Below are 25,831 nucleotides of genomic sequence, written 5' to 3'. Positions count from 1 at the left end.
GCACCGAACCGACCTACCAGGAGAGACACCATGACGAGCCGATTTGGAACGCGCTACGGGCATCTGGCAGGCGAGCATGGAATGGCTCCCTGCCCTTGTCACGGGCCGGAAGCCCAGCGCGTGTATCGCGCCGTCGAGGAGGGTCTCTCCCGCCGCTCGATGCTGAAGGGACTGGCCGGCACCCTGCTGGCAGGCGGCCTTGCCGGCTCCCTGGGGCGAATTGCACCAGCCATGGCGCAAGAAGCCTCGGGAAAACGGGTGCTCGCCAATGCTCGGCATTTTGACGGCCTCTCGGCCACGCTGATCGAGGGCCGGGACATCGTGATCGAGAACGGGCGCATCGTCGATCTGATCCCGCACGGCCAGCCCGTCGCCGATGCGACGGTGATCGATTGCAGCGGCAAGGTCATCATGCCGGGCCTGATCGACGCGCATTGGCACACCTTCCTCGCCGCCCTGCCGCAGATGGTGGCGATGACGGCGGATGCCGGTTACCTGCATCTCCTGGCAACGCAGGAGGCTGGACGCACGCTGATGCGCGGTTTCACCACCGTGCGCGACGTCGGCGGCCCATCCTTTGCCCTGAAGCGCGCCGTCGACGAAGGCCGCTTCCCCGGCCCGCGCATCTATCCCTCGGGCGCGATGATTTCGCAGACCTCGGGCCATGGCGACTTCCGCGCGCGTTTCGACGGTCCTCACACGGCCACGTCCCCGCTAAGCCCCGCCGAACAGGTGGGCATCTCCATCATCTCGGACGGCGTCCCGGATATGCTGCTCCGGACCCGCGAGCAGCTGTTGCAGGGCGCCAGCCAGATCAAGATCATGGTCGGCGGCGGTGTCTCGTCGCAGTTCGATCCACTGAGCTCCATCCAGTTCACGAATGCCGAAATTCGCGCGGCCGTGGACGCAGCCGGGGATTGGGGCACCTATGTCTGCGCCCATGTCTATACGCCGGCCGGCATAGCCAGGGCGCTCGCCGGCGGCGTGCAGAGCATCGAGCACGGCCAGCTCGCCGACGACGAGGCGGCGCGGCGCATCGCCGATGCCGGTGCCTGGTGGAGCCTGCAACCCTTCCTCGCCGACGAGGACGCAAACCCGCAGGCGACCGCTCGCCAGCAGGCCGACCAGCGGCTGATCTCGGAAGGCACGGTGCGCGCCTTCGAGCTCTGCCAGAAATATTCGGTCAAGACCGCCGTCGGCACGGACATCCTGTTCAGTCCGGCCAAGACCGAGAGCCAGGGGCGGCAGCTCGCCAAGATCGCGCGCTTCATGTCCAATGTCGACGTGCTGCGGCTGGTGACGGGCCGCAACGGCGATCTGCTCGCGCTTTCCGGCTCCCAGAACCCCTATCCCGGGCGGATCGGCGTGATCGAAAAGAACGCCCATGCCGACCTTCTCGTTGTCGACGGCGACCCCACCCTGGAAATCGGCATCATCGGAGATCCCGATCGCATGAAGCTGATCATGAAGGCGGGCACCGTCTACAAGAACACGCTCAACGCGTGAGCCACCGCCCCGGTGCGCCGGCGCCGGACGGAAGGGATGGAACAGGCATTCATGACCGGCTGACGGCTCTCGAGCCGTGACGGACGGACGAGGCACGCCAATTGGCGCTCGCCGTCCTGATGGGTAGCGTGGCCGGCGAAATCGGCTTGCTGTTTCATCTGTTCGTCGACTGGCTGATCGCCTGACCGCAACTTATTGCGTGCGTCGTGCCGCGCCTGCCTACTCTTTGGCGGCCAACTCTTTTGCCAACGAAATGAATGCCCGCATTCCCGCGGAAAGGTTGCGTCGGCCTGGGTAGTAGATGGCAAGCCCTGGGAGCTTAGGGGTCCAGTCCTCCAGGACGCGAACCAGTCTGCCCGCACCTATGTCTTCGAGAACGGCATATTCGTGTATGTAGATTAGCCCGAGTCCCTCGATCGCAGCTTGTCTCGACAGAGTTCCCTCGTCCAGGGTGATCGGTCCACGCACATCGAGCTGTACGCTTTCGCCCTGCTTCTCAAATTGCCAGCGGTATAGCGCGCCATTCGGCAACCGCACCCTGACGCAGCGATGGGCCAGCAGGTCGGCCGGCGTTCTCGGAATCGAGTGTCTGGCGAAATAGCCCGGTGAACCGACGACGGCATAGATCTGCGGGCGGCCCAGCGACACCGCGATCATGTCAGTGGGCACCAGGTTCGCCACGCGTACGCCGAGGTCGAATCCTTCGGCGACGATGTCGACCAGGCGCCCCTCCGTCACCAGGTCGACCTCCATGTCTGGAAAGCGCCGGAGAAACTCCAGCACCAGCGGCGACAGGAATTCGCGCGCAGCGGTAACGGCCGCGTTGATGCGCAGGACGCCCGATGGGGTCTGGCGCTGCGCGCTGACCGCCACGATCGCCTCGGCAATAGACTGCAGGGCGGGACCGACCTCCTCAATGAACGTGCGACCTGCATCGGTCAGCGATACGCTTCGGGTCGTTCGGTTGAACAGGCGGACGCCAAGCTCGGCCTCGAGGCGGGCAATCGTGTGGCTGAAGGCTGTGCTTGAGACACCCAGGTCGATAGCCGCAGCTCGGAACGAACCCCTGCGGGATACGGCGATAACTGCATCAAGATCCGTCAAACTCGCACGAAACATTATCCCGATCCATTCATCTCCACATGCCAATTTATCCCACTTATCGGCACAACGGTCCACCTTCATATTGGTGGCATCACAAGACAAGGATGGTCGCCATGAAACTCCTCCCTGAAATCGCAGCCTATTTCGATGCCCACCTCAATGCCGACAAGGGCTCTCTAGATGTCATTTTCACACCCGACGCCATTGTTCGGGATGAAGGAGCCGAGTACGTCGGCCTCGCGGAAATCCTGGCATGGCGGCTGGCCACCTCGACGAAATACGCCGACCTCGCTTCCGAGCCCGTTGCGCAGTCGGTCGACGGTGACCGCATCGTGGTGAAAAGCAAAGTCAATGGTGATTTTCCGACTAGTCCAGTGATGCTCGACTACACATTCACGCTCGTACGCGGCCGGATCGCCACGCTGGAAATTCACTGATGACCGACTTTTTGAACCTGACGGGAAAGCGCGTGCTCGTCACATCGGGCACGCGCGGCGCCGGCGCGGCAACCGCAGCTCTGTTCCGCGATCTGGGCGCACGAGTCCTGACCACGGCACGGGCGAGGCCCGACACGTTGCGGGAAGCCCTGTTCGTGGCGGCCGATCTGACAACGGAAACTGGATGCAGGACCGTAGCTGACGCCGTTCGAGAGCGCTTGGGCGGCCTTGATGTCCTGGTCAACATGCTGGGTGGTTCGTCCGCACCAGCCGGGGGCTTTGCAGCACTCGACGACGCGCAATGGCGTAAGGAATTTGATCTGAACCTGTACCCCGCGATCCGGCTGGATCGCGCGCTCCTTCCGGACATGATTTCACAGGGAAGCGGCGTCATTATCCACGTGACCTCGATCCAGAACCGCTTGCCTCTGCCGGATGCCACGACGGCCTATGCAGCGGCCAAGGCGGCGCTGTCGACCTACAGCAAAAGTCTGTCCAAGGAGGTTTCGCCCAAGGGAGTGCGCGTAGTGCGGGTCTCTCCGGGCTGGATCGCAGGTGAGGCGTCAAAAGGTTTGGCCGAACGTCTCGCCAGGGAAGCAGGCACCGACTATGCGGGCGGCGTAAAGCTGATAATGGACTCGCTGGGCGGCATTCCCCTTGGTCGGCCTGCTGAGCCAGAAGAAGTTGCCAACCTGATCGGCTTCCTCGCCTCGGACCGCGCCGCATCGATTACCGGCACGGAGCATGTAATCGACGGCGGCACGATCCCGACGGCATAGTCAACGCAAGTCAATAACTCGGGGCAATACTTCGCGGCGGACCGTGATCGCCCCAACCCGATCATCAGAGAACAAGATCGAGAATACGAACCTACAGTCTATTTCAAGGACGGCCTTGCCGTAGTCCACGGCAAGGCCGTCGAACCAGTGTCATGCGGTCATCGCGCCATCGATGGTCACGGCAGCGCCGTTGATGAAGCCGGCATCAGGCCCGGCGAGGTAGGCAACGAGCGCTGCAGGTTCCGAGGCATGTGCCATTCGACCCGCCGGCACCATGCCGAGGATGAAGTCCTCCATGCCCGAGGTCATGTCGGTCGTGGTTGGACCCGGCTGGATAGCATTGACGGTGATGCCCTTTGGCGCAAACTCATGGGCAAGGGAACGCGTCATCGCAGTGAGCGCGGACTTGGACAGACCATATACGCTGGCACCGGGCACGGCCGCGCTCACCGCGACATTGCTGGAGACGTTTATGATGCGGCCGCCGGATTGCATATGCCGCGCTGCTTCCTGCATGGCAAAGAAGGGCGCGCGCACATTGATCGCCATGGTCCTGTCGAAATCCGCCTGGCTGAAATCGTCGATCAGCGCATGCACCAGGGTGCCGGCATTGTTGACCAGAATGTCGAGACCGCCGAGCCGATCGACCGCCTGACGAATAGCGGCCTGCAGGCCTGCAGGATCGGCGCTATCGGCCTGGAGAGCGAAGGCCGTGCCGCCGGTGGCGGTAAGTTCGTCGACCAGACTCTTGGCTGCATCGGGACTTGCCGAATAGGTGAAGGCCACTTGGGCGCCCTGCTCGACCAGCTTGCGGACGATGGCGGCGCCGATGCCGCGCGACCCCCCGGTGACAATGGCACGTTTGTTGAGAAGAGATGCCGACATTGTGTTTCCTTTCGTCAGGCACAGAGAGGCATTTTCTGGACTGATCAGTCCAGAATTAGGCAAGCTTGTTGATGAGGTTGCATCGGGACGGCGGCTACATCGCTGAGAGCGCTTTCATGGCGAAGTGGGCGACAGCGGCCAGCTCGTCACGGCTGGCACCGGCCTGCGCCCGGACCGTCAGGCCCTGCAGGGTCGCATAGAGGAAGCTGGCGGCAACCATTGCGTCCAGTGTCCCGGAGAGCTCGCCCCGCGCCTTCGCGGCCTCGACCAGGCCGGCAAGCATGGTCTCCACACTCGTTGCCGTGCAGCGTGCGAGGGCTGTCACCTCCGGCTGGGCATGGCCGAAGGCCGTAGTGGCATTGATGCCCATGCAGCCGCGTGCATTTTCCTCGGCGCTGCGCCGGGTGAAAATGGCGAGAAAGCCGTGCAGAACCTCTAGCGGGGAAGGATTGTCACCCAGGTGATCGAAGAAGTTCTTGTTGTCGAGCTTGTGGTACGACCGCAGGCTTTCAAGGAATAGCGACTGCTTATCGCCGAAAGTGTCGTACATCGACTGGCGACCGATTTTCATGCCCTTGAGCAGGTCGTCCGTCGATGCACCCTCGTATCCCTTGGTCCAGAACACATCCAATGCTCGGGCCAGGGCTGCGTCGCGATCGAATTCCTTGGATCTTGCCATAGTCTCCAATTAGCCATTCTGGACTGAATAGTCAAGAATGGCTACAGGAGATGGAGGGCTTCATCCTGTCAGGCGATCGATACGCCCGACATAGCTTCCGAAACAAGCCATAGCCGCTCCGCCAAAACGGGGTCAGCCGCCCATGGAGCAACGCCCTTGCGGCCGGCTTCGGCTGTGTTGATGGCAGCGATCTCGCAGTCTTCGCAATAGACGCCACCGAGCCCCTGTAGTTGCGGGCTTGTAGCGGCCCAGACAGCTGTCGCGGCCGCCTGCTGGACCGTCTTCATGCCCCTGGCCGGGTCGACACGGAGATTTCCGTGTTCGTCCCGTGCGTCGAAGCCGGCAATCTCCTCTTCCGAGAGATGCCGCGCCAGGCCGGTCAGCACCTGACCCGGATGCAGCGAGAAGGCCCGCACGCCCGCGGCTTGGCCCCGCTTGTCCAGCGAGAGGGCGAACAGCGCATTGGCGGTCTTGGACTGACCGTAGGCCAGCCATTTGTCATAGGGACGTTCGAGGAAGTCGATGTCGTCGAAATCGATTCCGGCGATCTGATGTCCGCGCGATGAGACGGCGATGACCCGGGCATCGCCATTGCGCATCAGCGCCGGCCAGAGTGCCGCGGTCAAACGGAAGTGACCCAGGTGGTTGGTCGCAAACTGGCTTTCGTGGCCGTCGATATCGCGAGACAATGGCGCAGCCATGATGCCGGCCCCGTTGATCAGGATATCTATGGAACGGCCGCTTTCGAAGACGCGCCGGCCGAAGGCGGCAACCGAGGCGGCATCAGCCAGGTCGAGCCGGTCGATCTCGACATTGGAAATTCCGGCGAGGGCGGCCGTGGCACGATCGGGGTCGCGCGCCGGAACAATCACCCGGACACCGGCTCCGGCCAGTGCCCGCACGGTTTCGAGGCCGATGCCGGAATGGCCGCCGGTGACGATTGCCGTCTTGCCGGACAGGTCAATTCCGCTGACGATGTCCGCAGCAGTGCTGGCTGCGGAAAACGGCGAGCCGATGGGATGTTGAAGCTGTGTCATGCTGATCTCCACTGGTAATGACCCTGCATATGATCTACCTACCCAGACAATCCAGTCGGCCAAATCCGGGATACTATCGTGATCGTCCAAATCATGCCCAGTGATGCCCTGTCGGCCATCCTCAATGCCATCAATGCGGTTGCGCTCTGCTCGATCAGCCTGCAGGCGGGCGGCGATTGGGGCATTCGGTTTGCGGCACCGGCCAATATCAAGTTCAACGTTGTGCGCCATGGCGGCTGCTGGCTGCTCACGGCGGATCAAGCACCTGTGCACCTGGAGGCCGGCGACTGTTTCGTCGTCACCAATGGTGCCTTTGATCTGGCCAGCGCACCGGACGCGACGATGGTCGCGGCCCAGGACGTGTTCTCCGGCTCGGGCATGGCGGCACAATTGGGCGAGGGCAACGACTTCGCCATTCTCGGTGGCAGCGTGCGGCTCGATACGATCGATGGCGTGGTGCTGTCCGATGCCCTGCCACGCATTCTGGTCATCAAGGGCGACGCCGCTGCGCCAATCGCCTGGCTGCTCGACCAGCTCGATCGCGAGTGGGATTCCGGCGCGCCCGGAGCGCAACTGATGTGCAATGACCTGCTGCGCCTGGCCTTCATCCATGTGCTACGCGCCCACTTGGCGCAGCGGGCTGCCGATGATACCGGCTGGTTGAGCGGTTTGACCGACCGTCACATTGCCCCGGTGCTGCAGGCGGTACATGCCGAACCCGAACGCAATTGGACGCTCACCGAATTGTCGCGCCTTGCCGGCCAATCGCGGTCCAGCTTTGCCGCGCGGTTCAAGCAGCGCGTTGGCCTCGCGCCGCTGGATTACCTGACACGCTGGCGCATGCGCCTGGCGGCCGGCAAGCTACGGCGTGGCGTCGAGCCGGTCTCCAGCATCGGCGCAACTCTCGGCTATCGCTCGGACAGCGCCTTCGGCGCCAGCTTCCGCCGGATCTATGGCACGTCGCCGTCACGCTATCGAAACGAACAGAAGGTCGGCTCCTCAGCCATCGAAGCTGATACCGCGGGTCACTGAATGCTTGGCGAGGGATCGCTCAGCCATCGACATGGGTGAGCTTGTCCGGATTGCGCATCATGTAGATGGCGGTGATCTTGCGGCCCTCTATGGCGAAGGCGGTGGTCTGCAGGATCGCGCCGCGTTCGCGGCTGACATAGCCGGGCAGGCCGTCGATCCAGGCCGGTCGGATGAACTGGGTCCAGTCGGGGCCGAGCTTGCGATAGAGCCCGCCATACATCCGCAGCACATGATCCATGCCGACAATCGGGCGCAGGAAAGCGAAGACCTTGCCGCCGCCGTCGGAGTGCAGCACGACGTCATCGGCCAGAAGCGCCCGCAGCGCGGTGACATCGCCGGTATGAGCGGCGGAAAAGAAGGCCTGGGCGATGCGGTCGCCATCCTCGCGGGCGACGGGAAAGCGCGGGCGGGCCTCCTGCACATGCTTTCGGGCGCGGGAGGCAAGCTGGCGCACGGCGGGCGCGTCACGGCCCAGCGTGGTGGCGATCTCGTCGAGCGGTTGGCCAAAGACATCGTGTAGCAGGAAGGCGGCCCGTTCCAGGGGCGAGAGGCGTTCAAGCGCGAGCATGAGCGTCATGGTCAGTTCGTCAGTATCGATGCCGGGCTCGTCCGGTTCGAGGATCGGCTCGGGAAGCCAGCTGCCAACATAGAGCTCGCGCCGCGCGCGAGCCGATTTCATTTCATCGAGGCACAGTCGGGTGACGATGCGGGTGAGAAACGCCCCGACATTGGTAACCGCGGACTGGTCCGTATTGGACCAGCGCAGCCAGGCATCCTGCACGATGTCCTCGGCGGCGGCGCGGCCGCCGAGCATCCGATAGCCGAGACGGACCAGCCGGCGCCGGTGCGTTTCGAAGACGTCCGAAGCCTGGTCAGGCGTCATAGGCGCCCTCGGGGAATGGAGGGGGCACGGCAAAGCCGACCTGAAGGCGGTTCCACAGATTGATGGCGCCGATGGCAAGGGTCAGGTTGACCTGTTCCTGCGGCGTGAAAGCGGCTTCGAGGATTTCGTACTCGGCCTCGTCCACATCGGCTTCCGACAGCCTGGTCAAGGTCTCCGTCCAGCCAAGGGCCGCGCGTTCGCGCGCCGTGTAGTGGGGCGCCTCGCGCCATGCGTCCAGCAGGTACAGTCGCATTTCGCTTTCACCGGACTTGCGCAGGGATGTGGCGTGCAGATGGATGCAATAGGCGCAACCATTGATCTGGGAAGCGCGCAGCTTGACCAGTTCCAGGAGGGTAGTTTCCAGAGTACTGGTCCTGAGGGCCGCTTCAAGCGCCATGATGGCCTTGATGGCGGCCGGCGCTTTGTTGAGGTGATCGTCCAGTCTGGCCTTCATCGAGCTCTCCTCAACGCGGGGGCTGGCTGGCGAGCCAGTTGGCATAGCCGATGGTGCCGAGGCGGGCCGTGCCGCGCGGCAGCAACGTGTCATCGTTCAGAGGGGCTCCGAAATAGAGCGCTTCCGGGGTGCCGATGACGGCGCGGGTGTCGCCGATATCGCGCAGATATTGGGCCAGCAGATCGGACATGCGGACTTTTTCGGGGCCGGCGATTTCGAGCGTGCCGTTGAGCGGGGCGGCGAGCGCGACATCCGCCATGACGGCCGCCACGTCGGGCGAGGCGATCGGCTGGATGAAGGCCGTCGAAAGGGTGATCGTGCCTTCAGCGCCGGCCGACTTGGCTATGCCGCCGAGGAACTCGTAGAACTGCGTGGAGTGCACGATCGTATAGGGAATGGGCGAGGCCTTGATCAGGGCTTCCTGCGCCTGCTTGCCGCGGAAATAGCCGCTTTCGGACAGATCCTGCGTGCCGACCACCGAGAGCGCGACGTGATGGCGAACGCCGGCGGCTGATTCAGCGGCAAGCAGGTTGCGCCCGGCGGTCTGGAAGAACTCGAGTACAGCGGCATCCTCGAAGGACGGCGAATTGGCGAGGTCGAGCACCACGTCGACACCAACCATGGCCTCAGCCAGGCCCTCGCCGGTGATCGTATTGACGCCCGAACTGGGCGAGGCAGCGATGACCTCATGGCCGCGGTCGAGAAGTATGCGCACGGTCTTGGAGCCGATGAGGCCGGTTCCGCCGATGACGAGGATCTTCATGGTTCTTGCCCTTTGCTCGAGACGCTGTGCCGCGATTGGCGACGTCTTCAGCAGCAAGACGAGATGGCCTGGGGCGGATGTGACACGGGGTTCGAAAAAGATTCTGCCCGCTGCATGTCACACCGTCCGCATGGGTCTCGTCTTGGATGCATCAACCTTGAGTTCGGGGCATCCCATGCACGTCGGAAGATCCTATAGGCCGATCGAATTTGCGCTGTGGTCGCGCGGCAGCATCCTTTTCATGGTGCTGGTGAGCCTCTGTGCCATTGGGGCCTACAGCATCCCCTCGATTGCGGGCTTCTCCGTACCCTGGCCGATCATCGTCGTTTTGGGCACGACAGTGTCGCTGATGGCCGGCTTCAAAAATTCACAGGTCCTGGCGCGCAGTAGCGAGGCTCTTCAGGCCTTTGCCCAGATCTCGGCGACCAGCCGCATGCTGTCGCGCTTCTGTTGCGATTTCACCGACGAGCCCACCAAGCGCGCACTGGTCTATCGCCATATCGCCTGGATGACGGCCCTGCGCTTCTGCCTGCGCCGGCCGATGCCCTGGGAATCCATGGGGCGCAAATCCAATGCGGCGTTTCGCAAACGATACCGCGTCATCGAGGACACGACGTCTCTGTCCGACGAGCTGACGGCATTGCTGGGACACGACGAAGCGGCAAAGATCCTGAAAAGCGGCATGCTCGCGGCGCCCCTGCAATTGCTCAACCAGCAAGGGCACCAGATCAATCTGTTGTTCCGCGATGCCGGCCTGGCGCCACAAGTCTATACCGAACTGCTCAAGCTGCTGCGTGACCTGCATGACCAGCAGGCCCGCTGCGACCGGATCAAGAACAGCCCCTACCCGCGCCAGTATGCCATTGTCAGCACGATGTTCGTGGCGATCTTCTGCACGCTCCTGCCCTTCGGCGCAGTGCCGGTCTTCGCGGAAATGAGCCGGCTGGGCGGCGTGTGGGGTGTGATCTCGATCTGGCTGACCATTCCATTCAGCGCGCTATTGGGTTGGATGTATATGTCGCTCGACCAGGTCGGCGAGAGCACATCCAATCCCTTCGAGGGTGGCGCGAACGACGTCCCGATTTCGCAGATTTGCCGCGAGCTCGAGATAGAGTTGCGTTCTGCCATGGGCGAGCTGGACTTGCCCAAACCCCTTCAGCCTCGCAACGGCATAGCCACCTAGCTAGCAGTGCTCAGCGATAGCTCGGGAGGACGATGACCAGGTGTTCGGACAGGACGAGCCTATTCGACCTCGAGCAGGCTGACCTTGCGGGCGACCGAGACGGCGAGGCTGCGGCGGCCGACGCCGAGCTTGGCGTAGAGGTTCTTCAGGTGGAACTTCACCGTCGCCTCGGTCAGGCCGAGGTCGCGGGCGATTTCCTTGTTGGTCGCATCGCGCGCCAGAAATTCCAGCATCTCGGCTTCGCGCGCCGTCAGGAGATCGGTGCCGGCGCCAGGCTGGTTCGGGTTGACCTGATGCAGCGCGCCGGCAATGCGGCTGACGAACTCCGCCGTCTTTGGGCTGAAGGTCGAGAGACCGAAGCGTCGGACGATGCCACGCACCGCCTGTGACAGCGGCTGGCCCTCGTCGAGGAAGATCTGCAGGCAATCCTGCGGCTGCGCCAGCGCGATCGAGCGCTGCAGGGCAGCGAGCGCCTCCTCCATCCGGCCGGCGGCCCAATAGGCCTCGATCGAGACGACCGATCCGGCCAATTGATGGCTGCCGTGATCGCGGGCACCGGCGCGGGCCATCAGGGTTTCGAGCCGGGAAATGGCGATGTCCGGCTTGCCGGTGCGGGCCAGGACGCGGGCATAGGCGACCGAGGCGTCGCCCCATTCGCGCCAGGTCGGCCACAGTAGGGTCTGGTCCAGCGCCGGCATGTCCGAAATCATCTGGGCGGCCGCCTCCAGCAGCCCGGCGCGGGTGAGTAGTTCGACGCGGAGAATGCGCACGGCGAGGCGCAGCCGCAGCAGGTCGCGCTCGATCGCCACTTCCTCGGCGCGGTCCATGACAGCGAGCGCCGCCTCGATGCCCATCAGTCCCATCTGGGCGCGGGCGAGCGTGCCATAGCCGCGCACGAACAGGTCCACCCACCCCTCGCCTCGGGCGATGATCGGCATGCCGTCGCGCAGCATCTTTTCGGCGATCCGCACATCCGACTGCTGGTACAGCGCCTCGGCCATCGGGATGTGCGCGATGGCGAGCAGGTTGTGGTCGCTCCATTGCGTGCGCTGCGCCAGTTCCTCGGCCTCGCGCGCCAGCATCAGCGCCGCCGAGGGCCGGCCGGTCAGCATGGTGACCAGGCTCAGATGGATCAACATGAAGATCTGCGGATAGGCCGCCCGCTCCTCTCGGTAGCAGGCGAGCGAGCGCAGCGCATTGGTACGGGCCCGGTCGAGGTCGCCGCGGCGCGTATAGGCGATGCAGAGGTGGTTATAGAGCCAGCCCCGGTCCCAGGTATCCTTCGGCCCGAGCCGGCTGACCATGCGCTCCAGGGTCTCGATCTGCTCATCCTCGAAGTGACAATCTTCGTAGATGTCGATCATCCCCTCGATATGGCTGAACTCGAGTTCGCCATCGGGAGGCAGCAAAGCGAGTTCACTGATCTCGCCGGATTCCCGCACGTCGACGATGATTTCGCGCGCCGAACGGATGCGGCCGCGCTTGGCGAGCACGAGGGCGTAGATCAGTTTGAGGCTGGGCGAGCGATAGATGTCGCCGGCGGGGATGTTCTCGATCAGCCTTTCGAGCACGGAATGGCCGGCGCGCAGGAAAATGTTGACGCCGCCGGCCCGGCGGATGGTCTCGGCGGCGAGCGCGAAATCGCCGGCGAGCGACGCATGCGTCACGGCCTTTTCGAGATGGTCGCGGGCAGCAAACCAGGCCGCAGCCTTGGAATGCAGCGCCAGCACGCGTTCGGAAGGGTGCAATTGCAGCTGCGAGGAGACGGTGACGCGCAGCACCGGATGCAGGCGGAACCAGCCCGGCCGCTGGTCGACCGGCACGATGATCGGCGCGAAATCCTCGAGATCCCGGACCGACCGCTGCTCGACGGCGACGCCGGCGAGATGCGAGGCGAGATCGAGGGGAAAATCGGCGAGGATCGAGCAGACCGTCAGCGCCTCGCGCATGTCGGGAGGAATGCGCGGGACGATCTCCTCGAACATGAAGTCTCGAAACGTCCGGTGCGTGCCGTCGAGCAGTTCGGCGCGATCACGCGTTTCCTGGCCCGATGCCAGCAGCGGCACGGCCAGTTGTACCAGCGCCGGCCAGCCGCCCGTGAGCTCGGCAAACGCATCCAGCTCGTTCGGCGCCAGCCGCTTGCCCAGCAGCCGTCGCATCTCGGTCCGGGTGAAGGCGAGATCGCCCGAAAGCAACTCCGTCAGGAAGCCGCGCAGGCGAAAGCGCGACAGCGGAATGTCCGGCCGGCTGTTGGAGGCGATGACGAGGCGGACATTGTCCGGCAGATGCCGGAACAGCACCGAACAGCAGGCGAGAAAAGCCTCGCCACCGGCGGTCTGGAACTCGTCGAGAAACAGCACGAAGCGCTCGCCGCCATCGGCAAGCCGCGCCAGCAGGCGCTGCGCCGAAGCCTCGATATCGGCGTCGACGCGCGGGCGCGGCTGCAAGCCGAACGCCGCCGCGATGCCGTCGAGGAATACGGCAGGATCGGAGTCGATCGCCGATACGGTCAGCCAACCGAAGCGGTCGCCCGGCTCGGGCAGATTGGCGAAAGCGGCGGAAAGCAGCTCCGTCTTGCCGAAGCCGGACGGCGCCTGCAGCACGACGACCTGCCCGGCAATGCCGTGGCGGATGCAATCGATCAGGAACGGGCGTTCGATGGCGTCACCGAAGCGCCGCGGCACATTCGTGCGGCGCTGCGCTTCGGCTGGAGGGTCGACGACAGATGCAACCGTCATTGGATCCGGATCAGGATAGCGATCATGTCTCTGGAACAGAGGCACGTCCTATGCGGATCCGAGTATAACGGTCGATCTCGATTTCACCAGAGCTTCAAGCGTCGAGGCCCAGGCCACGGTACTCGTGCTTGAGGCCGAACGCCTTCGGGCCGAAGACGGCGAGCGCCTCGGGCGTGCGCATGATCGGCGGCACGCGGACCGCGAGGATGTTGACCCGCTGGCCGTAGCGCAGCCGCTCGGTCAGGATTGGTTCGGCCGTATCGACGTCGAGCAGGCAGATCAGGTCGGGCACGACCGCCAGCACGTCCTCGCCCTGTTCCACGACGAGGTTCTCGTTCTGGATGCGGATCTGCATCGGCGTGCCGCCGCCGAACGGCTCGATCGTCGCGATGCCGACTGACCAGCCATTCTCCATCCGGCGCTGGACGTCGGTGATCTTGCCGGAGCCGACGATGCGCGCCTCCTCGTAATGCGTGGTGGCGAAGAAATCGATCAACGCCTGGATCATGTCCTTGTGGTTCTCGCGCGCCTCGCGCAGCGTGCGGCCGATGCCGATCGCCAGCGAGACGGTGCCGGGAACCGAGACGCGTCGGGCGGTCTCGCCATCCATGCCGTAATTGGCGATATAGGCCTGCCCGCCCATGCGGATTGTGATGCCGCGGGCGATCCACTCGGCCTTGGCCGCCGTGTCCGTCTGGATGATGCCGGTATTGCCCTGTTCGTCGGCGATCGCCACCGGCGAAGCCGGGACGCCATAGACGTTGAAGGTCTCCATCTCCAGCTGCGGGAAGGCGCGGCCCATGCCGTCGGCGTCAACCAGCGGCAAGCCGCGCTTGGCGGCGATCATCACCGGGATGGTCGAGTTGATGCCGCCCGCCTCGAACGGCATCACCGCCTCGACCTTGGTGCCGGTGTGGGCCTCATAGGTATCGAAGGCGAGGCCCATCTCGTCGCCGCTGGCGATCTTCTCGATCAGGATGGTCGGTGCGCCCATGGCGCCGCAGGTGAGAACGCGGACCGCGTCCGGTACTTCCTCCAGCGACAGCAGCCGCACCGGCCCGTGTTCCTCGATTGCCGCGCGGGCGAACAGTTTGCCGATATAGGGATCGCCACCGCCCCCCGTGCCGAGCACGGCGGCGCCGAGCGCCAGGTCTTCCAGATCGTCGAGCGTGATGTGAGTGATCATCTCAGGCCATTGTCTCGATTGGAGTGAAGGGGTGATCGAGGCCGAAGCAGCGCGGGCCGAAGACGTCGAGCGCTTCCGGCGTGCGCATGATTTGGGGAACGGCGACGGCGACGACGGTGACCCGCTGGCCGTAGCGCAACTGCTCGGTTGTGATCGGCTCGGCGCTTTCGCTGTCCATGATGCAGATCAGATCCGGCACGATCGCCTTGACGACGCCGTCGACCGTCGCAATCAGGTTTTCGTTCTGGATCTCGATCTTCATCGTGCCGCGCCAGGGCGACAGGCCGTCGATCCGCGCCCGGCCGATGGAAAAGCCGTTGCGGGTCTCGCGCTCGACATCGACCATCTTGCCGCTGAAGATGATGCGGGCATGGTTGTAGAGCGTCTTCGGCATCAGCTCGAGCAGCGCCTCGAACGGGCTCTGGTGGTTCGACTTCGCCTCGCGCAGGCAGCGGCCGATGCGCATGGCGAGCGTCATCGTGTTGGGAACCGCGGTGCGCTTCACATCCGCGCCCGACATCGCATATTCGGCGATATAGGCGCAGCCGCCCATGCGGATCGCGACCCCACGCGACAGCCACTCCATCGACTTGTTGTCGACGGCCTGGATCAGGGTCGAGTCGTTGCGCTCGTCGGTGACGAACATCGGGCTGCCCGAGATCCCGTAGACGCCGAACGTCTCCATCTGCAGTTCCGGAAACGCCCGGCCCATGCCGTCGGCATCGACGATCGGGATGCCGAGCCGGGCGCCGACGACGAGCGGGATCGTCGAGTTGATGCCGCCGATCTCAATCGGCATGGTGGCGTAGGCCTTCCGGCCAAGGTGCTTTTCGAGCGCCTTCAGCGAATGGATCGCCTCCTCGCCGCTCGGCAGCTTCTCGATGAGCACGGTCGGGGCGCCCATCATCGCGGTCGGGATCACCAGTGCCTCGTCGGGGACCTCGCTCGGATCGATAAGGTCGATCGTCAGTCCCTCATCCAGGCAACGTTGCGCCATCAGCCGGCCGACATACGGGTTGCCGCCGCCGCCTGTTCCAAGAAAGGCGGCGCCGACTGCGAGATCGCGCAGGTCTTCGGAGTTGAGCTTCATGGCTGGATCAATCCATCACGAGGTCGCCGACCGCCTTGACGCGGATGCGCGTAGCGCTTCCGGGCAGGTAGGCGAGCGGGACTTCTTCGATGTCGACGATCTTGACGCTGGCCGGATCGGCGCCGGCCTTGGTCGCGCGTTCCGTGGCCTCGGCCTTGGCGCCGGCCAGCACGACGTCACGGGAGGTGCCTTCGAGCGAGAAGATGCGGTCGATCTCGCCGCCGACCTGGGCGATCGCCGCGCCGATGGCATTGGCGACCGAGGCGTTTTCCGGGCGGATGACGCGCGAGGCCGAGGGCAGGTCGCGCGAGACGAGGATCGAGCCACCGCCGACGAGGATGACGGGCAGCGGATCGGCGCTGGTCTTCATGCGATCGACGGCCTCATCGACCATGCGGTGCATGGTGTCGAGAGCGTTGTTAATGGTCGAGGCCGGGATATGGGCGACGCGGGAGCGATCGCCGATATCCTCAAGGCCGGCTGCCACGACGATATCGGTGGTTGTCAGCGTGTCGCCGCCGAAGACGAGCGCCTTCGAGGTGATCTCGTAGCCGACCGAGTCCGGGCCGATGCGCAGGCCGTCGTCGCGGATGATCGAGCCGCCGCCAAGGCCGATCGCCAGCACGTCCGGCATGCGGAAATTGGTGCGCACGCCGCCAATGTCGACCGCAACCGCGGATTCGCGCGGAAAGCCCTGCATCAGCATGCCGACATCCGATGTCGTGCCGCCGATATCGACGACCATGGCTTCCTTCTCGCCGGCGAGCAGCGCCGCGCCGCGCATCGAATTGGTCGGGCCGGAGGCGAAGGTGAGAACGGGATAGCGCGCGACATAGTCGGGCGTCATCAGCGTGCCGTCGTTCTGGCTGATGAAGAAGGGCGCCTCGATCGAGAGATCCTTCAGCGCCTGGCGGAACGAACTCACCACCTTGGTCGAGAGATCGGCCAGGCAGGCGTTCATGATCGTGGCGTTTTCGCGCTCCAGGAAGCCGACGCGGCCGACTTCATGCGACAGCGAGATCGACAGGTCCGGCACTTCGTTGTGCAGGATTTCGGCCGCGCGCTGCTCCATGATCGGGGTGACGGGCGAGAAGACGGAGGTGATCGACGCCGTCTTCAGGCCGCGCGCCTTGATCTCACCGGCAATGCGCAGGATTTCCTTTTCGTCGAGCGGCGAGATCTCGCGGCCGTCGAATTCGTGCCCGCCGCGCACCATGAAGGTGTGGCGGCCGAGCGTGGTGGCGAGGTCGTTCGGCCAGTCCGTCATCGGCGGCAGGCCCTTAGTCGCCGGCAATCCGAGGCGGATGGCGGCGACTTCGAGCAGGCGCTTGCGCTCGACCACGGCATTGGTGAAATGCGTGGTGCCGATCATCACCGCCTTGATCTCGGAAACGGCGACGCCCGTCAGGCTGAGCACGTCGCGCAGCACCTTGGAGATGCCCGAGCTCACGTCCGACGTCGTCGGAGTCTTGCAGGCGCCCAGGACGGTCATGCCGTCCATCAGGGCGGCATCCGTGTTGGTGCCGCCGACGTCAATGCCGATACGCATGAATCGAACCTCGATTGGATGGTTTTTATGTGCGGAGTGGAATTAGGCGACGAGCGCCTCTGACCATTCGGGATCCCAGCCGATCGTCACGACCGTGCCGGGGGAGAAGCGCTCGACATGCGCCTGGTTCTGGCGTTCGGCCACGATCTCCTGCTCGCCGACCTTGAGCCGGTAGCGGACGATCGGGCCCTGGTAGGTTTCACTCAGCACCGTGGCGCTGAGCCGGGAATCGCCGTCGCCGAGCGCGGCGCCGATGAGGACATTTTCCGGACGCAACACCAGCTTGGCGGCGCCACCGGGAGTGACGGAGGACGAGGCGCGGGTCTTCAGTTCCTGGCCGTTGAGATCGACGGTGACGCCGTTAGCATCCTGGCCGAGGATGGTGACGTCGAGCATGTTCGAATGACCGATGAAGCTGGTCACGAACAGCGTTTTCGGCCTTTCATAGATTTCCTGCGGCGTCCCGATCTGCACGATCTTCGACTTCGACATCACGCCGATCCGGTCGGACATGGTCAGCGCCTCGTCCTGGTCGTGGGTGACGTAGACAGTGGTGATGCCGAGGTTCTTCTGCAGATCCTTGATCCAGAACTTCATTTCCTCGCGCAGCCCCTTGTCGAGGGCCGAGAGCGGCTCGTCGAGCAGCAGGATGCGCGGCTCGGTCACCAGCACGCGGGCCAGCGCCACGCGCTGCTGTTCACCGCCGGAAAGCTGGCGCTGGTAGCGTTCGCCATAGCCGGCGAGGCCGACCTGCTTCAGCGCCTCGGTGACGCGCCAGGTGATCTCGTTCTTGTTGCGCTTCCTGAGCTTCAGGCCGAAGGCGATGTTCTCCGCGACATTCATGTGCGGGAAGATCGCGTAGTTCTGGAACACGATGCCGATGTCGCGTTTTTCCGGCGGCAGCGCGGTCACGTCGTCGGAGCCGATCAGGATCTGGCCGGCGGACGGCTTGATGAAACCCGCGATCATGCGGAGCGTCGTCGACTTGCCGCAACCGGAGGGGCCGAGGAGGGAGAAGAACTCCCCCTCCCCGATCTTGAGATTGATCTCGGAGACGGCGTTGCCTTCGCCATAGGTCTTGGACAAGTTCACAAGGCGGATATCGGACATGGGTATCGAGGCTTCCGTTCCCGGGATCGTTCGTGGCGGATGCTGAGGGGTCAGCCGGCGAAGATGCCGTTGACCGTCTCGACGATGTCCTCTTCGTTCTCGTTGTAGCTCTTCCAGTCCGGCGTCCAGTAACCGGCGACGGAATCGGCCGTATTGGTCACGCCCTTCGAAGCAAGGTTCTCGGTGATGACCACGTCCTTGTTGACCGGGCGCTGGTAGAAGGTCGAGCCCATGACCGACTGAAGCTTGGTCTCGAGCGTGCGGTTGAGAAGCGCGTAAGCGAGCTTCTTCTCCATCGGCTCGATGTAACGGCTGACGGTCTTGGTCTGGGTAAGGATCGGCTTGACCTCTTCCCAGAGCATCGGCGCGACTTTGATGCCCTTGTCCATCTGCTGATAGACCTCGGCGTCGTGCTGCACGGCCAGTTCGACTTCGCCGCGCTCCAGCAGGGTCTGCATGTTGCCGGTAAAGTCCGAGATCTTCATCGGCATGGCCTTGCGCATGGCCTCGTAGCCAGCCTCGAGGTCATACTGATCCTTGCCGAACAGCTTGCAGGCCGCGATGAAGAAGTCCATCTGCAAGCCGTTCGAGGTGATGTAGGCGCCGCGCTTGCCGGCGAACTTCTCTTCCCAGAACGACTTGAAATTGGCCGGCTTCGGATCGACCAGGTCGGTGCGGTAGGCGTAGCAGTAACGCGAGTAGCTCCACGTCACGCCGACGCCGTTCTCGGTCGCGAACGGCCAGATCAGCTTCGCGTTCGGCAGGTTGGCGACGACTTCGTCAAGCGGCGTGAAGAAGTCGCCGGCAGACGCCGTCTTGAACATCTCGCCATAGTTCCAGTTCACCAGCGCGAAGGGCGGCTTCTGCGGGCCACCGGCGACGAATTTCGGGAACCAGGGGAATGAGCTTTCGTAGGCGATCTTGCAGTTGAAGTCCTTCTCGAACTGGTCGAGCAGTTCCTTGCGCATGATCTCCTGCCAGAAGCCGCCCCATTCGGCGATGCGCAGCGTCGCACCGCCGCCGTCGAAGACGGCGCCGTCATAGGTGACGTCCTGCGACCAGGCATGGTTGATGTTGAACAGGTTGACGCCCGTACCGAGCGCGAGCGCGCCGGCGGCCGAACCCTTCAGGAAGCCGCGTCGGGTCGATAGAATTCCCTTGGAAGTAGACTTCATTGCATTCCCCTTTGTTGTTTTACTGGCCCCAACCTCTTTGGGCGGGACGTAGACACCTGCGTGGAAGCGCGGCCGTGCGTCAGGCCTTGAAGACCCTCCGCAGACTGACAAGGCGGGATGTGACGATGGTGGAGATCACGACAAGGGCTATGGCGAAGATGCCGGCCGCAGCCGCCGTGGGCTCGAACTTGTAGCGAAGCGAAATGTACATCGCCATCGGCAGCGGCTCGTGGTTGGGAACCGCCAGGAACAGGGTCGTCTCGAACTGGCCGAAGGAGACGATGAAGGCGAAGATGCAACCGGCCGAGATGCCCGGCGCGATGATCCGCAGCGTGATCTTGCGGAAAGCGGTCCAGGGCGATGCGCCGAGGCTGCGCGCTGCTTCTTCCAGCGAGATGTCGAAGCCGACCAGCGAAGCGGTGACCGTGGCGATCACGAACGGGCACGTCACCAGCACATGGCAGATCAGCAGGCCCGGGAAGGTGCGGGCAAGTCCGATATCGGTGGTGGTGAAGAACACGTAGAGCGCCAGGCCGAGGACGACGCCGGGCAGCACGATCGGCAGCATGAAGAAGCCGCGCATGGCGCCGGATGTCTTGCTCGACGAGCGGGCCAGGTAGAGCGCCGCCAGCGTGCCGACGACCGTCGAGATCAGCGTCGCACAGAGCGCCAGCAGGAAGCTGTAGAAATAGGCCGACAGGAAGACCGGCGACGACAGGAACGACTTCACCCAGCGCAGCGACAGGCCCTGCGGCGGGAAGGTGAGGTAGTCGCCGGCGTTCAGCCCGGCCAGCACGACGATTACCAGCGGCAACAGCAGGACGACCAGCGCGAAGCCTGCGATCACCTTGAAGACGAGCGGGATTGCGGATTCTTCGCGCATCATGTCCGTCCTCCGGCCGAGCGCACCGCGGCCTTGTGATAGATGAAGACCGCCATCAGGCTGGTGGCGAACAGCACCACGGCGACGGCGGAGCCGAACTGCCAGCGGCCGGTCTCGGCGATCTGCTGGTAGATGTGGATCGGCAGGACCATGACCTTCCAGCCGCCCATCAGCGCCGGGACGACATAGGACGAGACTGACAGCGCGAAGACGAGCAGCGAACCGGCCAGGATGCCCGGCATGGAGAGCGGCAGCGTGACCCGCCAGAAGGCTTCGGCGCGGGTAGCGCCAAGGCTGCGGGCCGCCTCCTCCAGCGAGGGATGGATCGCCTTGATGATGCCGATCAGCGACAGGATCATGAAGGGCAAGGCGATCTGCACGAGGCCGACGACGACGCCGAAGGTGTTGTACATCAGCGGCAGCGGCTTCTCGATCAGGCCGATCGACATCAGCGCGCCGTTGATCAGGCCCTGGTCGCCCATCAGCACCATCAGGCCATACATGCGGATGACGGTGTCGAGCTGCATCGACGAGAGCACGAGGATCATCAGCAGCGTATTGCGGCCGGGATGCTCGGTCTTGGCGATGACGTAGGCGAGCGGATAGCCGATCGCCAGGGCGATCACCGCGACGACCGCGGCGATGCCGACAGAGCGCACGATCGCCAGGTAATAGAGCGGCCGCGTGAAGATGCGGGCGAAATTGTCGAGCGTCAGGTTGCCGGCAAAGGAGACGACGCCGGCAACGGGCTTGTCGAAGGCGAGCGCGAACAGTGACATCACCGGCGCGATGAAGAAGACCAGGAAGAACAGGAAGGCCGGGAGGACGAGCCACCAGAGCCGGAAGCCACCGAGCGCCTCGGCAATCGATCCGTGCTTGCGGATCCGTGTCGTTGTTCGCCCTTCGGCCAATGCCATCGATGCTGTCTCCTTCGCCTCGCCCTTGGGGTTCACTCGGCCGCGATCGCGGTCGGGAGCGTGAAGCCGTAGCCGATGAGTTCCTTCTTCGGCGGCATCGGATAGGTGAGCTTGCTCTGGCTGAGGCCGACGCGGGCGAGCGCCGCGGCCACCGACACCGCCGTCGGGATCGGATCGACGACGGGAATGTCGATGCCCTTGGCCAGCAGGCCTTCGCGGACAGCGGCGGCACAGCCCATCAGGCCGGTGCAGCCGAAGATGATCGCGTCGGCGCCGTCCTGCTCGACGGCGATGACGGCCTGCTCGACAAGGCGGGCGCGGGTGTTGACGAGATCGTCCTCCAGCTCCAGCACCGGAATGTCGACATGGCGCACGGATGCCATCTTTGTGGAGAGGCCATAGACGGCGGCCTCGTTCTCGAACTGCGCGCGCAGGCGGCGCAGCACGGTCACCACGCTAAAGCGATGTCCGAGCATGGCGGCAACATGCATCGCCGTCTCGGCCGGACCCAGGACCGGGATTGAGACGACCTCGCGCACCGCCCGCAGACCGGGATCGCCCATGCAATCGATGATGATCGCATTCGCGCCTTCCCGTTCGGCCTCGATCGCCTTCTCGATGGTGCCGGGAACCGACATGGCGATCTCGAACTCGCTCTCGATTGAGCCGGGTCCGATATCGATCTGGCTATGGCTGACGGTCAGGCCTGCATAACCCAGGGCGGACAGGTCGGAAGGCTTGCGAAAGCCCTTGGTCGTGATGGGGGACAACACCCGGACGTCGATCAGATCGCTCATGACGGTCTCACTGTTCCTGCTGCGTTGCCGAAAGGCTCGCATCGAACAGGGCCAAGGTCCAAGGCTGAAGAGAGATAGGCCGACAAGTGATTAGGAGGGTAGGTTTACGCAACTTTACTCCGGAGACCTACCCATAGGGATAGTTTCAGATCATCGGATTTGCTGATTTTGCTGCGTTTTTGATCGGTTCGACGGGCTTTTCGCCCGACCCAGTGGGGTCCCGACCGCCGTTTTCGCAGGCGCCGTCTGGTTTGACAGGGGCGGCCTCACGACCGAACCTCACCGCAATGCGGCAATCCCCGGTGGTTGCACCTATCCTATTCCCGTTTCAAGACGAGGCCGTGAATGAGTTGGCTATCGGTGACCAACCCGCTTGTCATGCGTGTCGAGCGTGCAAGACAGACCCTCTGGCTGGTCCGCAACTTCCTCTATGACTATCGCCGCTATTCGCGAGAGTCCTTCCTGCACGGACCCAAGAGCCGCGAAAGCCGCAAGGCGCATATCCACCTGCTCGCCCACACGGTGGAGCACGGCCTGTCACTGGCCAATCCGCGCCCCGCCTTCGGGCTGGAGAAGATCCGCAAGCTGGTGAGCGAAACCCAAACCTACGTCGCCGACTACGGCATCGACGCCAGCACCGAGATCGCGATCAAGGCGCTCGGCGCCTATGTCGAGTTCAACCGCGCGGCCTCCGCCGATATCGGCGAGGTGCCCGCCGCCGTCGAGACGCTGACGCAGGCGCTCGTCTCGGCGCGGGTGGAACTGCTCGGCGGCACGGAGGACGTCACCGCCGAAGGCATCCGCCAACGCGCCTCGATGGACTTTTTGGGCTTCATGGAAGCGCGCCACAGCGTCCGCCAATATGCCGACCGACCGGTCGATCCCCAGCGGATCGAGCAGGCGGTGCGCGCCGCGCAACAATCGCCGTCGAGCTGCAACCGCCAGACCTGCCGCGTCTATGCCTTCACCGACCGCAAGGCGATCACCAGCGTGCTCGGCTTCCAGTCCGGCAATCGCGGTTTTGGCGAGCAACTGGGCGGCATCCTGATCGTCACCACCGACATCCGCCACTGGGGCTCTGTCGGCGAACGCTACCAGGGTTGGATCGATGGCGGCATGTTCGCCATGACGCTGGCGCTCGGGCTGCATGCCGAAGGGCTCGGCGCCTGCATGCTGAACTGGAGCGAGACCAAGGATGTCGACGCCGCCATGCGCGCCCATGTCGGCATTCCCGACAACGAGCTGGTCATCACCATGATCGGCTTCGGCCACATGCCCGAAAACTTCAAGGTTCCCCGCTCGCAGAGGAAGCCGCTGGACGAGATCCTGCGCCTCGATCCCGCCCTGCGCGCCTGAAATATCGCCCTCCCCGCCGCCCGCCCACCGGAAAGCCCTTTCATGACGACTGCCCCGATCCCCGTCTTCGACGGGCACAATGACGTCCTGCTGCGCCTGTTCAACGATGGCGGCGATGCTGCCGCGATCCAGTCCTTCCTGACCGGCGGCGCCGGCGGCCATCTCGACCTGCCGCGCGCCCGCGAAGGCGGCTTCGCCGGCGGCCTGTTCGCTATCTTCCCGCCCTCGCCGTCCATGGCCGATTTCATGGAGCTGATGCAGGGTGAAAGCTACGACCTGGCGTTGCCCGATGCGCTGGAACTCTCGGACGGCCAGGCCTCGACGCTGGCGATGGCCTCGATCCTGTTCCGCATCGAGCGCGCCTCGGAAGGCGCCGTCGCCGTCTGTCGCAGCGTTCCTGAAATCCGCGCCGCTATGGCACGCGGCGCGCTCGCGACCGTGCTGCATATCGAGGGCGCCGAGGCGATCGACGGCGATCTCGTCATGCTCGACATTCTCCACGCCGCCGGCCTGCGCTCGATCGGCCCGGTCTGGAGCCGGCCCAACATCTTCGGCCACGGCGTTCCCATGCGCTTCCCCGGCACGCCCGATACCGGCCCCGGCCTGACGGATCGCGGCTTTGACCTGGTCCGCGCCTGCAACCGGCTCGGCATCCTGATCGATCTCTCGCATCTGAACGAAAAGGGCTTCTGGGAGGTCGCCAAGACCAGCAATGCACCGCTGGTCGCGACCCACTCCAACGTCCACGCGATCTGCCCCGTCTCGCGCAACCTGACCGACGCGCAGTTCGAGGCGATCCGCGCCAGCGGCGGCGTGGTCGGCCTCAACTACGCCACCGCATTCCTGCGGCCTGACGGCCACATGGACGCCGCCACCGGCCTCGACGTGATGATCCGGCATCTCGACGCCATGCTGGAACGGCTCGGCGAAAACGGCGTCGCGCTCGGCTCGGACTATGACGGCGCCGTGGTGCCGGAGGGAATCGCCGACGTGTCGCTGCTGCCGCGCCTGATCGAGGCGATGCAGGCGCATGGCTATGGCGACGAACTAATCCGCCGCATCGCGTCGGAAAACTGGCTCGACGTGCTCGACCGGACCTGGTCGCCGCGCGGATAGCGGTCGCTCCAAGACGCTGTCAGCGTATACCTCACCGAGGGTCCTGCTCGGACAAATAGCGGAAGGACGTTCCGTCAGATGGCGTGCTCACGCCATCTCCTCCAGGCGAGGAAATCCTGAGGGTGCCCCGCCCTTTGCCGTGGGTCACTCCCGTCTGTTGGCTCGCTCACCGACCGCCGTGGACGAGGCCAGCGGATGTTTGGCGTTTAGCCCCATTTCCGCAATCAGCCTTACAAGCCACTCGACGAAGACCCTTACTTTGTTGCTCAGATGCCGGTTCGGCGGATAGACGACATAGAGCGGGATCGCCTCAATGCGCCAATCCGGCAGAACCGAAACGAGACGTCCGCTGGCAAGGTCGTCAGCGACCATGAAACAAGGCAGCATGCCCGCGCCAAGACCGGAAAGAACCGCGGTCATGTAACTGCGTGCGTCATTGACGGATACGACATAACGCGGGTTGATCTCGACCTGTTCATCCGCCCTTTCGAAGACGAAAGGCATGCTCCGATTGCTGGGCTGCATGAAGTAGCTGACGCATTGATGATTGTCCTCGAACTGCGAGGGGTGCTTCGGCATGCCTAGCTTTTCCACGTAACGCGTCGAGGCGCAGAATATCATGTCGACATGGCCGACGCGTCGCGCGATGAGGGACTGGTCCGCGGGCTGTCCACCCCGCAACGCGATATCGACATTTTCGGCGAGATAGTCGACCGTCCGGTCGCCGACACCCAGGTCGATATGGATATCCGGGAATTCCCGGTGGAAATCATCGAGAGCGGGAATGACGATATAGTCAGCGAAGACGCCCGCCATCTCCACCCGCAAGCGTCCGCTCGGGGTCGATTGGGATTGAGAAAGGCTGCTGTCGAGTTCGTCAACTTCAGCGATAATTCGCAAGGCCCGTTCATAGTAGAGGGCGCCGTCGGTGGTGACCATTACCCGCCGCGTCGTTCGATTGAGCAGCTTCGTCTGCAGGTGCGCCTCGAGATTCTGGACGAGATTGGTCATCGACGCTTTCGACAGACCGAGCACCTCGGAAGCCTTGGTGAAATTGCCCGTCTCGACGACGCGGACGAAGGCGCGCATGGCCGACAACTGATCCATCTGGGAGTTTGCGCCTTCGATTTGGAGTCATTGTTCGAGATCTCGAACAGTGTAGCTAGGCTATG

General features: G+C 64.1%; 24 protein-coding genes. 7 read left to right on the top strand and 17 right to left on the bottom strand.

From position 1 onward, the window contains the following. Nucleotides 1-30 precede the first annotated feature (30 nt). Nucleotides 31-1,506 carry a metal-dependent hydrolase family protein gene (locus tag OSH12_RS05615; RefSeq protein WP_266342544.1) on the top strand — a complete coding sequence of 492 codons (1,476 nt, stop codon included), beginning with the start codon at nt 31-33 and terminating at the stop codon, nt 1,504-1,506. 219 nt (nt 1,507-1,725) lie between these two features. Here the strand turns inward: OSH12_RS05615 and OSH12_RS05610 are convergent, their stop codons facing one another. Continuing rightward, entirely contained in the window at nt 1,726-2,625 is a 900-nt protein-coding gene (locus OSH12_RS05610) for a LysR family transcriptional regulator (RefSeq protein WP_266342543.1), read from the bottom strand. A gap of 98 nt (nt 2,626-2,723) precedes the next feature. Between OSH12_RS05610 and OSH12_RS05605 the strand changes: the two genes are divergently transcribed. Continuing rightward, complete coding sequence (locus OSH12_RS05605; RefSeq protein WP_266342542.1) at nt 2,724-3,047, top strand: nuclear transport factor 2 family protein; 324 nt, start codon at nt 2,724-2,726, stop codon at nt 3,045-3,047. Beyond that, nucleotides 3,047-3,826 carry an SDR family oxidoreductase gene (locus tag OSH12_RS05600; RefSeq protein WP_266342541.1) on the top strand — a complete coding sequence of 260 codons (780 nt, stop codon included), beginning with the start codon at nt 3,047-3,049 and terminating at the stop codon, nt 3,824-3,826. Before OSH12_RS05605 ends, OSH12_RS05600 begins: the two co-directional genes overlap by 1 nt. 150 nt (nt 3,827-3,976) lie before the next feature. On the opposite strand, the gene OSH12_RS05595 is transcribed toward OSH12_RS05600, so the two are convergent. The 3 genes from OSH12_RS05595 to OSH12_RS05585 form a co-directional block, all read right to left on the bottom strand. Further along, entirely contained in the window at nt 3,977-4,711 is a 735-nt protein-coding gene (locus tag OSH12_RS05595; protein WP_266342540.1) for an SDR family NAD(P)-dependent oxidoreductase, read from the bottom strand. 94 nt (nt 4,712-4,805) lie between these two features. After that, on the bottom strand, nt 4,806-5,390 hold the full coding sequence (locus OSH12_RS05590; RefSeq protein WP_266342539.1) for a TetR/AcrR family transcriptional regulator: 585 nt from the start codon (nt 5,388-5,390) through the stop codon (nt 4,806-4,808). 68 nt (nt 5,391-5,458) lie between these two features. After that, nucleotides 5,459-6,427, bottom strand: coding sequence for an oxidoreductase (locus OSH12_RS05585; protein ID WP_266342538.1), 969 nt, complete (start codon nt 6,425-6,427; stop codon nt 5,459-5,461). A 93-nt stretch (nt 6,428-6,520) separates the two neighbouring features. Between OSH12_RS05585 and OSH12_RS05580 the strand changes: the two genes are divergently transcribed. After that, nucleotides 6,521-7,459, top strand: coding sequence for an AraC family transcriptional regulator (locus OSH12_RS05580; RefSeq protein WP_266343328.1), 939 nt, complete (start codon nt 6,521-6,523; stop codon nt 7,457-7,459). Between the two features lie 19 nt (nt 7,460-7,478). Here the strand turns inward: OSH12_RS05580 and OSH12_RS05575 are convergent, their stop codons facing one another. Genes OSH12_RS05575 through OSH12_RS05565 form a run of 3 tightly spaced genes read right to left on the bottom strand, consistent with a single transcriptional unit; the run spans nt 7,479 to nt 9,559 of the window. Then, nucleotides 7,479-8,342 carry a sigma-70 family RNA polymerase sigma factor gene (locus tag OSH12_RS05575; protein ID WP_266342537.1) on the bottom strand — a complete coding sequence of 288 codons (864 nt, stop codon included), beginning with the start codon at nt 8,340-8,342 and terminating at the stop codon, nt 7,479-7,481. Then, the gene (locus OSH12_RS05570; RefSeq protein ID WP_266342536.1) at nt 8,332-8,796 is read right to left on the bottom strand and encodes a carboxymuconolactone decarboxylase family protein; all 465 of its coding nucleotides are present in this window, start codon (nt 8,794-8,796) and stop codon (nt 8,332-8,334) included. The genes OSH12_RS05575 and OSH12_RS05570 overlap by 11 nt, the downstream gene beginning before the upstream one ends. Nucleotides 8,797-8,806: 10 nt before the next feature. Further along, complete coding sequence (locus tag OSH12_RS05565; protein ID WP_266342535.1) at nt 8,807-9,559, bottom strand: SDR family oxidoreductase; 753 nt, start codon at nt 9,557-9,559, stop codon at nt 8,807-8,809. A gap of 175 nt (nt 9,560-9,734) precedes the next feature. Between OSH12_RS05565 and OSH12_RS05560 the strand changes: the two genes are divergently transcribed. After that, entirely contained in the window at nt 9,735-10,742 is a 1,008-nt protein-coding gene (locus tag OSH12_RS05560) for a bestrophin family protein (RefSeq protein WP_266342533.1), read from the top strand. A 59-nt stretch (nt 10,743-10,801) separates the two neighbouring features. On the opposite strand, the gene OSH12_RS05555 is transcribed toward OSH12_RS05560, so the two are convergent. The 9 genes from OSH12_RS05555 to OSH12_RS05515 all read right to left on the bottom strand — a co-directional run bounded on the left by OSH12_RS05555 (nt 10,802) and on the right by OSH12_RS05515 (nt 22,187). Beyond that, nucleotides 10,802-13,480 carry a LuxR C-terminal-related transcriptional regulator gene (locus OSH12_RS05555; protein ID WP_266342532.1) on the bottom strand — a complete coding sequence of 893 codons (2,679 nt, stop codon included), beginning with the start codon at nt 13,478-13,480 and terminating at the stop codon, nt 10,802-10,804. A gap of 94 nt (nt 13,481-13,574) precedes the next feature. Next, nucleotides 13,575-14,666 (bottom strand): DUF917 domain-containing protein, encoded by a 1,092-nt coding sequence (locus OSH12_RS05550; protein ID WP_266342531.1) that lies wholly within the window; start codon nt 14,664-14,666, stop codon nt 13,575-13,577. 1 nt (nt 14,667) lies between these two features. Beyond that, nucleotides 14,668-15,756: a DUF917 domain-containing protein gene (locus OSH12_RS05545; protein ID WP_266342530.1), complete on the bottom strand. Its 1,089-nt coding sequence runs from the start codon at nt 15,754-15,756 to the stop codon at nt 14,668-14,670. 7 nt (nt 15,757-15,763) lie between these two features. Beyond that, nucleotides 15,764-17,305, bottom strand: coding sequence for a hydantoinase/oxoprolinase family protein (locus OSH12_RS05540; RefSeq protein ID WP_266342529.1), 1,542 nt, complete (start codon nt 17,303-17,305; stop codon nt 15,764-15,766). Nucleotides 17,306-17,347: 42 nt separating this feature from the next. Beyond that, nucleotides 17,348-18,415, bottom strand: coding sequence for an ABC transporter ATP-binding protein (locus OSH12_RS05535; RefSeq protein ID WP_266342528.1), 1,068 nt, complete (start codon nt 18,413-18,415; stop codon nt 17,348-17,350). 50 nt (nt 18,416-18,465) lie between these two features. Beyond that, entirely contained in the window at nt 18,466-19,590 is a 1,125-nt protein-coding gene (locus tag OSH12_RS05530) for a twin-arginine translocation signal domain-containing protein (protein WP_266342527.1), read from the bottom strand. A gap of 79 nt (nt 19,591-19,669) precedes the next feature. After that, nucleotides 19,670-20,476 (bottom strand): ABC transporter permease, encoded by an 807-nt coding sequence (locus tag OSH12_RS05525; RefSeq protein ID WP_266342526.1) that lies wholly within the window; start codon nt 20,474-20,476, stop codon nt 19,670-19,672. Beyond that, nucleotides 20,473-21,390: an ABC transporter permease gene (locus OSH12_RS05520; RefSeq protein WP_266342525.1), complete on the bottom strand. Its 918-nt coding sequence runs from the start codon at nt 21,388-21,390 to the stop codon at nt 20,473-20,475. Before OSH12_RS05520 ends, OSH12_RS05525 begins: the two co-directional genes overlap by 4 nt. 32 nt (nt 21,391-21,422) lie before the next feature. Continuing rightward, a complete protein-coding gene (locus tag OSH12_RS05515; protein WP_266342524.1) occupies nt 21,423-22,187 on the bottom strand; it encodes an aspartate/glutamate racemase family protein in 765 nt (254 codons plus the stop codon). Between the two features lie 345 nt (nt 22,188-22,532). Between OSH12_RS05515 and OSH12_RS05510 the strand changes: the two genes are divergently transcribed. Next, complete coding sequence (locus tag OSH12_RS05510; protein ID WP_266342523.1) at nt 22,533-23,543, top strand: nitroreductase family protein; 1,011 nt, start codon at nt 22,533-22,535, stop codon at nt 23,541-23,543. A gap of 42 nt (nt 23,544-23,585) precedes the next feature. Beyond that, entirely contained in the window at nt 23,586-24,659 is a 1,074-nt protein-coding gene (locus tag OSH12_RS05505) for a dipeptidase (protein WP_266342522.1), read from the top strand. A 144-nt stretch (nt 24,660-24,803) separates the two neighbouring features. On the opposite strand, the gene OSH12_RS05500 is transcribed toward OSH12_RS05505, so the two are convergent. Continuing rightward, nucleotides 24,804-25,766, bottom strand: coding sequence for a LysR family transcriptional regulator (locus OSH12_RS05500; protein ID WP_266342521.1), 963 nt, complete (start codon nt 25,764-25,766; stop codon nt 24,804-24,806). Nucleotides 25,767-25,831: the final 65 nt, after the last annotated feature.

The sequence above is a fragment of the Kaistia terrae genome, from assembly GCF_026344005.1.
Classification (GTDB): domain Bacteria; phylum Pseudomonadota; class Alphaproteobacteria; order Rhizobiales; family Kaistiaceae; genus Kaistia; species Kaistia terrae.
This window is presented reverse-complemented; position numbering and strand designations above follow the sequence as displayed.